This is a genomic window from Sphingomonas gei, assembly GCF_004792685.1.
Classification (GTDB): Bacteria; Pseudomonadota; Alphaproteobacteria; order Sphingomonadales; family Sphingomonadaceae; genus Sphingomonas; species Sphingomonas gei.
In genome coordinates, this window is record NZ_SRXT01000003.1 from 300,993 (window position 1) to 312,870 (window position 11,878).

Below are 11,878 nucleotides of genomic sequence, written 5' to 3' on the forward strand. Positions count from 1 at the left end.
TTCATCCACTCGATACGTCCGCTCGAGCGCCCCCCGTCGCATGAGATTTGAGCGACCAGAGGTAAAACCAGCGTTCGGGCCAAGGGATCCGGAAGTTTGTGTGAGAACGTTCTTGAGAACGCTCACAATCTATGCTCTAACCGCGACATCCGAGGCGAAAGATCTCGGAAGAGGGGTGTTGGAAAGGTGATCGCGCGCGCCGCAAAGGCGTCTGTGCGTTGCTTCGGCCACGGCTAGACAGCGTTGTCAGTCGAGGGCCGCCCCCGCAGTATGATGCCCGTTCGAGGGGCAAGGAGCGAGGGGCGAAATGCAGTCGAGTCTGGTTAGCGCAGCCCGGTCGTGGGCGATGATCGCCATGATCGCGGCGGTGCCCGCAGCGGCGCAGATTCAAGAACCCGCCCCGGTCGCCGTCCCGCGTCCCTGGTCGGACGCTACGCTCTCGCCGGCGGGCCGCGCCGAAATGCTGCTTGCGGTGATGACGCTCGAGGAGAAGCTCGCGCTCGTCTACACGTGGTTTCCGCCGATGGCGAAGGACCCGGCTGCGCCGGCGGACCTGATCCCGTCGGCGGGCCATCAGCCCGCTATCCCGCGGCTTGGCATCCCCGCGCTGCGCGCGACCGACGCCAGCCTCGGCGTCGCCAACCAGGTCGAGCAGCGCAAGGGCGATGTCGCCACCGCTTTGCCCTCGGGCCTCGCGCTCGCCGCCAGCTTCGATCCGCAGCTCGCTTTCGCCAGCGGCGCGATGATCGGCAGCGAGGCGCGGGCCAAGCGCTTCAACGTGATGCTCGCCGGGGGCGTCAACCTCACACGGGATCCATGGGGCGGGCGCAATTTCGAATATCTCGGCGAGGATCCGTTGCTCGCCGGCACCATGGCAGGCGAATCGATCCGCGGCATCCAGTCCAACCATATCGTCTCGACGATCAAGCATTACGCGCTCAACGCCCAGGAGACCGGGCGGATGATCCTGGATGCGCGGATCGACGAGGCGGCATTCCGCGAGAGCGACCTTCTCGCCTTTCGCATCGCGATCGAGCGCGGTCAGCCCGGCTCGGTGATGTGCGCTTATAATCGGGTCGGCGGCGACTATGCCTGTGAGAATGACTGGCTGCTCAATCATGTGCTGAAGGGCGACTGGGGCTATCGCGGCTGGGTGATGTCGGACTGGGGGGCGGTCCACTCCACGGTCCGCGCCGCACGCAACGGGCTCGATCAGCAATCGGGCGGCGAGCTCGACACGCACCCCTTCTTCCGCGCCGATCTGCGCAAGGCGGTCGAAAGTGGCCAGCTGCCCGCCGCGCGGCTCGACGACATGGTTCGCCGCATCCTGTTCGGCACTTTCTCGGTCGGTGTGATGGACGCACCGGTGGTCCAAAGGGCGCAGCCGCTCGATTACGCGAAGAATGCCGATATTGCCCAGCGCGCCGCCGAGGCGGGGATCGTGCTGCTGAAGAACGAGCGCGGCATGCTCCCGCTGGCCAGAACGGCGGAGCGCATCGTGCTGATCGGCGGGCACGCCGATGTCGGCGTGCTCTCAGGCGGCGGCTCGAGCCAAGTCCGCTCGGTCGGCGGTGCGCCAGTCGAAATTCCGCTCGCTGGCGGTGCTGCCGCCTCGTTTGTGCGCCGCACCTGGCACGCCTCGTCGCCGCTTGCCGCGATCCGCGCACTCGCGCCGCGCGCGTCGGTGCAGTTCGTCGATGGCAGCGACCCTGCCGCCGCTGCAGCCGCCGCGCGCGGTGCCGATCTGGCGATCGTCGTCGCCACCAAATGGACCACCGAGGCCGAAGACCCTGAAGGCATCGCGCTCGAAGGCAATCAGGACGCGCTGATCGCCGCGGTCGCCGCCGCCAATCCGAAGACCGCCGTGGTGCTCACCACCGCGGGGCCCGTGCTGATGCCGTGGATCGATCGGGTACCCGCTGTGCTCGCCGCCTGGTATCCCGGCCAGCGCGGCGGCGAGGCGATCGCGCGCGTGCTGTTCGGCGAGGTCAATCCTTCGGGCCGTCTGCCGATCACCTTCCCCGCCGCCACGTCGCAGGCCCCGCGCCCTCAGGTCCCTGGCATGGAGCAGGTGCTCGCCGATCCGAAGCACGGCGAGGACGCGCGCGCTCTCAAGCCCTTCGAGGTCCAGTATCGCGAAGGCTCGGACGTCGGCTATCGCTGGTATGCCCGGCAGGGCCAGAAGCCGCTCTTCGCCTTCGGTCACGGGCTTTCCTACACGCGCTTCGAGTATGCGAAGCTGCGCGCCGAAGGCGGCGACGGCCTCAAGGTCAGCTTCGATGTCACCAATCGCGGCAAGCGTGCGGGCGCCGACGTGCCCCAGCTCTATGTCACGCCGCGCGATGGATCGCGGGCGCCGCGCCTCGCCGGCTTCGAGCGCGTGATGCTTCAGCCAGGGGAGACGCGCCGCATCACCCTGACCGCCGATCCACGCGTGATCGCGGATTATGACGTGGCGCTGCCCGGCTATCGGGTCGCGCCCGGGAATTATCGCGTGTCGATTTCGCGGGATGCCGGACAGCCGGTGCTCACGGCAATTGCGCAACTGCAGGAGCGCCAGCTGGCGCCCTGAGAAAGAAAACCTGGAGCGACGGGACGCAACAAAACGCCCGCCAGGCAAATCGGGAGGAAGAGAATGAAGAAGGGGTTATCAGGGGTAATCGTCGGGTTGCTGACCAGCACGGCGCTTGTCGGCCCGGCTTGGGCGCAGGACGCGGTCGCGCCCGCGGTGCAGCAGAATCCGGAGGGCGGCGAGGCTCAGGGCGAGGAAATCCTCGTCACCGGCATTCGCGCCTCGCAGGAAGCTGCGGTGGACATCAAGCGGAACGAAGTCGCGATCGTCGATGCCATCTCGGCGGAGGACATCGGCAAGCTGCCCGACGTGACGATCGTCGACGCGCTGCAGCGCATCTCCGGCGTCCAGATCCAGCGCAACGCGGGCGAGGGCACCAACGTCAACATCCGCGGCCTGCCGCAGGTCATCACTCTGCTCAACGGCGAGCAGTATCTGAGCCCAGGCAACCTTGGCGAGGCGCGGCCGAACCTCAACGACTTGCCCGCGCAGCTGATGAATCAGGTGCTTGTGTTCAAATCGACTGACACCAGGAATGCGCTTTCGGGCATTTCGGGCACCGTCGACCTGCGCACCCGGCGTCCGTTCGATCTCGACAAGGGGCTCACGCTGTCGGGCCAGGCCGAATATTCGCGTGGCGACTATACCAAGGAAAACGACTATCTGGTCAGCGGCCTCATCGCGTGGCGCAACGAGAATTTCGGCGCGATGCTCTCCGCGGTGAAGAGCAACTCCAACCTGGGCAACAACTATGCCGGGATTGCCGGCGGGCCCTTCGGCAACAACGACTGGGGCGGCTCGGGGCCCAACTGGATCTCGCCGCACGGCTATGAGTTCTTCAATCGCGTCGTCGAGCGGGATCGCCTGGGCATCAACGGCGCGGTCCAGCTAAAGTTCGGCGAGGGCTTCACGCTCTCAGGTGAGGTCTTTCACACCGAGTTCACCGAGCACAATCGCGCCGCGGGGATCAACATCTCGAACCGCTGGAGCGGCCTTGGCTGGACCAACCCCACTGCATCCTCGGATTCGGGTCAGGTCGCCGGCAACGGCCAGCCGTGGCTCGACGTCGACGAGTATGACCTCAACGTCTGGTGGCTGAACAGCTTCACGGTAAACCGAACGACCAAGTCGAAGGCTACCAACTATAATTTGCAGCTCGACTACGACAACGAGAGCAACTTCAAGTTCTCGGCGCGGGCGATGCGCGCGGACGCAAATTTCCGCAGCATCAACGGCCAGGTCCAGGGCGATATGAGCAACTGGCGCCAGACCAACACCTTCACCCTGTTCCGCGACGCCAACGATCCCACGCGCGGGCCGTTCTATCCTGCCAACATCGCCGCGCAGTTCCCGGCGTCGCGCTATACCAATGGAGTCGTGGGCTCGAACGGCGGGCGCTATATCGATCCTAACCCGCTCGGCTATGGCCAGAACCCGCAGATCCATCTGGATATCGGCGGGGATCATCCTGTGCTCAGCGGTTTCCAGAATCCGATCAGTGGCGGCCTCGGTACGCGTCCGTTGAGCGAATATATGGCGAATCTCGACAGCTACGCCGTCGGTGCCTTCTCGTCGGAGGGCAATCAGGAGAACAATTCCGATCTCGGCGTCTTCCGGGCCGACGGCTCGTACGAGTTCGACGACGACGGGCTGTTCGGGGCGTTCAAGCGGATCGATGTCGGGGTCCGGCGCAGCGATCGCAGCGTCCAGATCCGCGCGTTCCACTTGTTCTCGAACTTCTACGGCGGCAACGGCGCCACCGTCGCCGAGGGCTGCGGTGCGCAGTGGAAGGCAATCGACGTGGTGATGAACCAGGCCGGCTGCCAGGCGGGCGAGCAAGTGGCGAACCCGGCGTTCAACCCCGGGCTACCGGTCAGCGCGACCAATCCGACCACGGTGTTCCAGGGCTATACGGTCAACAAGCCGACCAAGCTCAACGAGTATAACAACGTCTATTTCCTCACCAATCTCGGTGGGGTGAGCTCGGGGATTCCCGGTTTCTGGGTCGCCGATCCACGCGACTTCGACGATGCCAAGGCTTTCCATGAGCGCGTGTTCGGTGGTGCCGACGAGGTCATCATCCCCGGCCGGACGTATGACGTCGATCTGGTCGAGGAGAGCGCGTACCTCAACACCTCGTTCAAGACCGGTATCTTCAGCGCGGCGATCGGCGGCAAGATCATCAATACCAAGCTGACCGTGAAGCAGAACATCACCGGTCCGACGCGCAGCTATGGCGACACCAATACCGACGAAGGCGACACCGTTACCCGCCGCGACTATGTCGATTTCCTGCCGGCGGTGAATCTCAGTGCCGATATCACGCAGAACCTCCGTCTGCGCGCGTCGTTCGCCAAGACGATGCTCCCGCTCGATCTGGGCAATTACGGCGGCGGGCTCACCATCTCGACGGCGGACTCGCTCTGCCCCAAGCCGGGCGATCCCCCGCCGCCGGCCGACGCGGCGCCTTGTGGCGTGCGCCAGGTCACCGGTGCCAATTCGAGCGGCAACCCATACCTCAATCCGTGGCGCTCGAATAATTACGATCTCGCGATCGAATATTATCTGGGCCGCGGCACGCTGTTCAACGTCAGCCTGTTCAAACTCGACATCAACAGCTTTGTCCGCACCACCACCACCAATACCGGCCGCTTCCCCGATCAGGACGGCGTGATCCGCCGGACGGTTCCGGTCACGCAGCCGGCACAGGGCGAGGGCGGGTCGCTGCAGGGTGTCGAGGTCGGTGCCAAGATCGCGTTCAGCGATTTGATCCAGGGCGGCTTGCTGAGCAACTTCGGCATCGATGCGAACTACACCTTCTCCGACAGCAAGCAGACCGACAAGGGCCTTGACGGCGAGGAACTGCCCTTCCCGGACAATTCCAAACACCAGGTGAACCTGGTCGGCTGGTATCAGGACGATGCACTGCAGGTCCGTGTCGCGTATAATTACCGTACGCCGCGGCTTTCCACGACATTCGGCGCCATTCCTATCTTCCAGGACACGGCACAGTATGTCGACGCGAATATCACGTACAATATCAACGATAATTTCGCTTTGTACGCGAACGCTTCGAATATCTTCGGTGAGATCGAGCGATACTACTTCCAGTTCGACAAGGACTCGAAGCAGTTCCACTCGCAGAATGAGTTCGAGCCGCGTTATTCGGCGGGCGTTCGCGTTCGCTTCTAAGAGCCAACCCTCCTGGGTCGGCGGCATTGCGCCGTCGGCCCATTTTTTTGACTGGGCCGACAGGCGATGGTTTCGCTTGCGGTGCAGCGATCAAGAAGATCAGATACGACCATGGGCAACCGGGGAAGCGCAGCGAACGCAATCGAGCGTGTCGTCATCGTCGGGGGAGGCACCGCCGGCTGGATGGCAGCCGCTGCGCTTTCGGCGCATCTGGCTGGAACCGGCGTGTCGATCACGCTGGTCGAAAGCTCGGACATCGGCACGATCGGCGTCGGCGAGGCGACGATCCCCACCATCCGCCGTTTCTACGCCGCGCTCGGCATGTCCGACGCCGAAGTGATGCAGGCGTGTCAGGCAACCGCCAAGCTCGGTATCCGCTTCGTCGACTGGCTGCGCCCGGGGCACGATTTCGTTCATCCCTTCGGTCGCTTCGGGCAGGATCTGAAGGGCATCGACTTCCACCATTATTGGCGCAAGGCGCGCGATGCGGGCGATCCCGCGCCGCTTGGCGACTATTCGCTCGGCGCGCTGCTGGCGAGCGAAGGGCATGCCACCTTGCCCGCGCCCAATCCGGCCTCGCAGCTCGGCATCTTCGACTGGGCGCTGCACTTCGACGCGGCGTTGTTCGCACAGCATATGCGCCGTTTCGCCGAGAAGATGGGCGTCACGCGTATCGATGCGCGCATCGTCGACGTCGGGCTGCGCGGCGAAGACGGCTTCATCGACACGCTGACGCTGGATAGCGGCGTGCGGGTACGGGGCGATCTGTTCGTGGATTGCTCGGGCTTCCGCGCGCTGCTGCTCGGCGAGGCGCTCGGCGTTGCATATGAAAGCTGGTCGCATTGGCTGCTCTGCGACGGTGCCTTCGCCGTACAGAGCGAGCGAGCAGGCGATCCTCCCTCCTGCACCACCGTCACCGCCCGCAGCGCCGGCTGGCAGTGGCGCATCCCGCTGCGCCAGCGCGAGGGCAACGGCCTCGTCTTTTCCAGCCGCTTCCAGAGCGATGATGACGCACGGAACGAACTGCTGGCGAATGTCCCCGGCAAGCCGGTGATGGAGCCCCGCCGCCTTCGCTTCACGCCTGGCCGCCGCCAGGTCGCCTGGAAAAAGAACTGCGTCGCGTTGGGCCTTGCCTCGGGCTTTCTGGAGCCGCTAGAATCCACCAGTATCGCGTTGATCGAAACCGGGATCGAGCGCCTCAAATCCTTGTTCCCGGATAAGGATTTCGATCCTGCCGTGACCGGCGAATATAACGAGCAATCGGCCGAGGAGATGGAACGCGTCCGCGACTTCCTGATCCTGCACTACAAGCTCAACGGGCGGCCTGGTCCGTTCTGGCAGGCCTGCCGCGCGATGGAAGTGCCCGAGAGCCTGAACGGCAAGCTGGCTTTGTGGCGCGCACGCGGCGCCTTTGTCCGCTATCGCTGGGAGATGTTCTCTCCCGCAAGCTGGCTGGCCATCTATGCCGGCTTCGAAGACCTGCCCGATCGCATCGATCCCGCCGTGGCCGGGCTCGACGCGGACCAGTTGCGACGCTCGCTCGAGGGGATGCGGCGCTCCTTGCAGGAGACGGTCGCCGATACGCCGAGCCATCGGGAATTCCTCGAGATCATGGACGGCGCCGCCGCACAGGGGCGGGCGGCGTGAGGGCTCCCGACGCACTCCGCAAAGTCTGTATCGTCGGCGGCGGCACCGCGGGCTGGATCGCCGCCGCGGTGATGGCACACCACTTCAAGGGCAAATTGTTCGAGATCGTGCTGGTCGAGAGCGACGATATCGGCACGATCGGTGTCGGCGAATCAACCATCCCGCCCTTCATGGAACTGATCGCCAAGCTCGACATAAACGAGCAGGACTTCGTCCGAGCGACCCAGGCGAGTTTCAAGCTGGGAATCGAATTCGAGGACTGGCACCGCAAAGGCGAGCGCTATTTCCACCCCTTCGGGACGATCGGTCAGCAAGTCGAACTCAGCGAATTCTACCAATGCTGGCTCAAGGCCAGGCTTGCCGGCCAGCCCTTCGAACTGATGGACTTCGCCCCCGCGGCGGCAATGGCGCGGAGCGGACGTTTCATGCTGCCGTTCAAGGCACACAAGACCCCGGTCGGCGGCGCCGCCTATGCGCTGCATGTCGATGCCAAGCGCGTCGCCCGGTTCCTGCGCGCGCACGCCGAGGACCGCGGCGTGAAGCGCTGCGAAGGCATCGTCTCCGACGTGCGGCTGGACGATCGCGGATTTGTCGATACTCTGGTGCTCAAGGATGGCCGCGAAGTCGCCGCCGACTTCTTCATCGATTGTTCGGGTTTCCGCGCGCTGTTGATCGAGAAGGCGCTTGGGGTCGGCTATGAAGACTGGTCCGAGTGGCTTTTCTGCGATCGCGCGATCGCCGCGCAGACGCTGAATGTCGGCGCGCCACGCCCCTATACGCTGGCACAGGCGCAAGACTCGGGATGGCGCTGGCGCATTCCGCTCCAGCACCGCACCGGCAACGGCCATGTCTTCTGCAGCGAGTTTCTCTCAGACGACGAGGCCACGCGGATCCTGCTCGATCAGGTCGAGGGCGAAGTCGTCGCTGGGCCGATGGTGGTACCGTTCAAGACCGGCATGCGTCAGAAAATCTGGCACAGGAACGTGCTCTCGCTCGGGCTCGCATCGGGCTTCATCGAACCGCTCGAATCGACTGCGATCCACCTTATCTATCGCGGGATGGACTTCTTCTTCCGTTATCTGCCCGACCGGAACTGCGATCCGCGTCTTGCGATCGAATATAACCGACGCATGGCCGCGGATTACACCGAAATCCGCGACTTCATCATCCTCCATTATTGCACCACCCAGCGAGACGACACGCCGTTCTGGCGCAAGTGCCGCGACATGACGTTGCCCGACAGCCTTCACGAGCGAATCGCACTTTTCCGCACTAACGGCGTGCTGCGCGAGGGGCTGGACGAGCTGTTCCGCGCGGTCAGCTGGCATTCGGTGTTCGAAGGGATGGGGATCCGCCCACCGACCTATCACCCGCTCGTCGATCGCATCGACGAAGCTAAGCTGTTCGATGGCATGAACATGCTCCGCGCGCAGCTCGGCCAAGTTGTCGCGTCGCTTCCCACCCACCAGCAGTTCATCGATGCGCATTGCCGCGCCGATGCCGTCGATTTGGGACAGCCGGGACGTTGATGCACAAGAAGAGCGCGATCACGATCAAGCACGTTGCGGCGGAAGCTGGAGTCTCCTTCCAGACCGTGTCGCGTGTGATCAACGACGGCCCCAATGTTACGCCTGCCATGCGCGAACGCGTAATGAATGCAGTCGACAAATTGGGCTATGTTCCGAGCCTCGCCGCGCGGCGGCTGGGTGGTTCGCGCTCCTATCTGGTTCTAGCTTTCAACGATCGGCGCCCGACGCTCGAGGGCTGGGAGTCACGGCGCGGCAACGACTGGGTCGATCAGATGCTCTATGGCGGCATGCTCAAATGCGCGGAGCACGGCTACCGCATGCTCTTCGAGCTGGTCGATTCGCACTCCGACCAACTCGAGGCTCAGGTCCAGGCGGCGCTGTCCGCGCTGCATCCCGACGGAGTGATCCTGACGCCGCCGCACAGCGACGACGCGCGGATCACCCAGCTCCTCCACCGCAACGGCCTTGCCTTTGCCCGACTGGGTTCGCGCCGCGAGGGGGACGGCTGCGCAGTCTATATGGATGACGAGGCGGCGGCCCGCGCCGCCGTCAAATATCTTCTCGACCTCGGCCACAACCGTATCGCCTATGTCGAAGGGCACCCCGAATATGCGATCAGCGGCGATCGCCTGCGCGGCTTCCGCGGCGCGATCGAGAGCCGAGGATTGCAGATTAACCCCGAATATCTGCAGCCTGGCGACTTTACCTATGAAGCCGGGACGCGCGCGATGGCGGCACTCGCAGCGCTCCCCGTCCCGCCGACAGCAGTGCTGGCGAGCAGCGACGAGATGGCATTGGGAGTGCTGCATGCTGCTGCGCCGCTTGGATTTTCCGTGCCGGGAGACCTCTCCGTGGTCAGCTTCGACGACACCCCGACCGTCCGCATGAGCGTGCCTTCGCTCACTGCGATCCGGCAGCCGATCGCGGCGATGACCGCCAAGGCCGCCGATTTACTTATTGCAGGAAAAATCAATAATTTAGAGGGGAATAGTCGGCATTTGCTGCCGTTTGATTTCATCGTTCGGGACTCGACGGCACCGCCGCGTTGACCCGGAACATCCAACCGCCGATGTTGGCACGTCCATGACCTCCCCGTTCCGCAGTCGCGGCTTCATTGTCGTCTACGCGCTTGCGTATGCCGGGCTGTTCGTCAGCTTCATTCCATTCGTTTCCGTCCTGCTCCCGCTCAAGGTCACCGCAGTCGCCGATGCGGAGCACCGTGTCGCGTTGCTCGGCGCCGCGGCGCTGGGCGGCGCCGCCGTGGCAAGCGTCGCCAACCTCGTCTTCGGGGCGCTCAGCGACCGGACCTATCGCGACCGCGGCACGCGCCGGCCGTGGATCCTCGCCGGGCTGGCGCTGCTGATCCTGGCGTATGCGCTGTTCCACGGGAGCGAGGACGCGATCCAGATGCTCGTCTCGGTCGGCTTGCTGCAAATCGCGATCAACATGATGTTCGCGCCGCTCGGAGCGATCATGGCGGACGAAGTGCCCGACGCGCAAAAGGGACTGGTCGCCGGACTGATGGGCGCGGCGCATCCGTTTTCCTCGCTCGTCGCGGTCGGCGTCACGCTGCACGCGCTGGGGACGCAGGGCGTGCGCTATGCCCTGCTGTGCGCGCTCATCGCCTTGCTCGTGGCACCGCTCTTGCTGTTCCTGCGCGAGCGCGGCGACCCGCTGCCCGAGCCGCCGCCGGCGCTCCGCATCCGGCGTGGCGCCGATTTCGCGCGGATCTGGATTGCGCGCATGCTGGTGCAGATCGCCGGCAACGGGCTCTCGACCTACGGGCTGTTCTACTTCCTCGCGGTGCTCGGCCAGAAAATCCCCGACAGGCACCAAGCCGAGGCGGCGAGCGAAGGGGTCGCGACGATCTTCTCGGCCGTGACGATAGTGGCACTGGCGCTGACCATCGCGGCGGGGCGGCTCTCGGACCTGAAGATGCGGCGCAAACCGTTCCTCGCGGGCGCGGCGCTGTTGATGGCGGCGGGGCTGGCGATCATGGCCGCGGCACCAAATTGGGCGGTGGCGGCGCTCGGCTTCGGCGCCGCGATTTCGGGGATGTCGGTGTTCCTTGCGCTGCAATCGGCGCTGGCAATGCAATTACTGCCTTCGCCGCTGCATCGCGGGCGCGACCTCGGCATCCTCAACCTCACCAACACGCTGCCAGCGATGGTCGCGCCGTTGCTCGCGCTGGCGCTCAGCCCCGACAAAACCGGCTATGCCGCGTGGCTGCTGATCCTCGCGCTGGGCGTATTGGCCGGAGGCGCGGCGGCGATGACGATCAGGACCCAGGACTGAGCGCGCGGCCCTTGTCCGACAGACTGCGGAAGGTAATCGACCAGCGCGGCACTTCCATCGGCGCGATGCTGTGTTCCCAGACGTGCCGCGCCTCTCCCGAGAGGTGATAGAGCGAGCGGGGCCCGAGCGGCACCGCGACGCGATCGAACCCGCCGGGCCGTCGCTTGCGGAATCGCATCGTCGTGGCATTGCCGAGCGAGATGCCGACGACATGCTCGAACACCGGGCGATCCTTGTGCCAACCGATACCGGCGCCGGGATCGTAGCGGATCAGCAGCGCGTGCTCGAAGGCATGGGGTGCGAGACCGGCAAATGCCGCGGCCTTGTCGCGAAGCGGAAGCAGCCAGCCGGGCAGCGGCGCACCCTGGGTGAAGCTGGCATCGTCGAAGTCGTAGCGCCAGCCGAAGCTTGCGGTCAGCCGCTTGCCGAGCCAGCCCTGAAACCGGAACGGACTGAGTTCCAGGCCATCGATCGCACCGATCAGTTGCCGTTCCTCGTCGAGTGTGACGAGATCCTCGCGATAGGCAAGGCCGGGGAGCGGCGGGGCGCCAAACAGGTCGAAAGCGGCGGGCATAGGCGGCACGGACAGCCTCAAAGCAGGACAGCCAAGCTGGTGAGCGCGGGCAGGCTTTCCAACCCTCGC

General features: G+C 64.9%; 7 protein-coding genes. 6 read left to right on the forward strand and 1 reads right to left on the reverse strand.

What is annotated here, in order from left to right; translation table 11 throughout:
• Positions 1-346: 346 nt before the first annotated feature.
• The 6 genes from E5A73_RS08450 to E5A73_RS08475 all read left to right on the forward strand — a co-directional run bounded on the left by E5A73_RS08450 (position 347) and on the right by E5A73_RS08475 (position 11,235).
• A complete protein-coding gene (locus E5A73_RS08450) occupies positions 347-2,572 on the forward strand; it encodes a beta-glucosidase (protein ID WP_135963380.1) in 2,226 nt (741 codons plus the stop codon).
• A gap of 63 nt (positions 2,573-2,635) precedes the next feature.
• On the forward strand, positions 2,636-5,764 hold the full coding sequence (locus E5A73_RS08455; protein WP_135963381.1) for a TonB-dependent receptor: 3,129 nt from the start codon (positions 2,636-2,638) through the stop codon (positions 5,762-5,764).
• 111 nt (positions 5,765-5,875) lie between these two features.
• Positions 5,876-7,411 (forward strand): tryptophan halogenase family protein, encoded by a 1,536-nt coding sequence (locus tag E5A73_RS08460; RefSeq protein ID WP_135963382.1) that lies wholly within the window; start codon positions 5,876-5,878, stop codon positions 7,409-7,411.
• Positions 7,408-8,940, forward strand: a complete 1,533-nt coding sequence (locus tag E5A73_RS08465; RefSeq protein ID WP_135963383.1) for a tryptophan halogenase family protein — start codon at positions 7,408-7,410, stop codon at positions 8,938-8,940. The genes E5A73_RS08460 and E5A73_RS08465 overlap by 4 nt, the downstream gene beginning before the upstream one ends.
• Positions 8,940-9,989 (forward strand): LacI family DNA-binding transcriptional regulator, encoded by a 1,050-nt coding sequence (locus E5A73_RS08470; protein WP_135963384.1) that lies wholly within the window; start codon positions 8,940-8,942, stop codon positions 9,987-9,989. Before E5A73_RS08465 ends, E5A73_RS08470 begins: the two co-directional genes overlap by 1 nt.
• 34 nt (positions 9,990-10,023) lie before the next feature.
• Positions 10,024-11,235 carry an MFS transporter gene (locus tag E5A73_RS08475; RefSeq protein WP_135963385.1) on the forward strand — a complete coding sequence of 404 codons (1,212 nt, stop codon included), beginning with the start codon at positions 10,024-10,026 and terminating at the stop codon, positions 11,233-11,235.
• Here the strand turns inward: E5A73_RS08475 and E5A73_RS08480 are convergent.
• Positions 11,219-11,809: an alpha-ketoglutarate-dependent dioxygenase AlkB gene (locus tag E5A73_RS08480; protein ID WP_135963386.1), complete on the reverse strand. Its 591-nt coding sequence runs from the start codon at positions 11,807-11,809 to the stop codon at positions 11,219-11,221. The genes E5A73_RS08475 and E5A73_RS08480 overlap by 17 nt on opposite strands.
• Positions 11,810-11,878 lie beyond the last annotated feature (69 nt).

Coding starts and splice junctions, on each gene's coding strand:
- E5A73_RS08470 (WP_135963384.1), top strand. CDS start 8,940: ATGCACAAGAAGAGCGCGATCACGATCAAGCACGTTGCGGCGGAAGCT.
- E5A73_RS08475 (WP_135963385.1), top strand. CDS start 10,024: ATGACCTCCCCGTTCCGCAGTCGCGGCTTCATTGTCGTCTACGCGCTT.
- E5A73_RS08480 (WP_135963386.1), bottom strand. CDS start 11,809: ATGCCCGCCGCTTTCGACCTGTTTGGCGCCCCGCCGCTCCCCGGCCTT.
- E5A73_RS08455 (WP_135963381.1), top strand. CDS start 2,636: ATGAAGAAGGGGTTATCAGGGGTAATCGTCGGGTTGCTGACCAGCACG.
- E5A73_RS08450 (WP_135963380.1), top strand. CDS start 347: ATGATCGCCATGATCGCGGCGGTGCCCGCAGCGGCGCAGATTCAAGAA.
- E5A73_RS08460 (WP_135963382.1), top strand. CDS start 5,876: ATGGGCAACCGGGGAAGCGCAGCGAACGCAATCGAGCGTGTCGTCATC.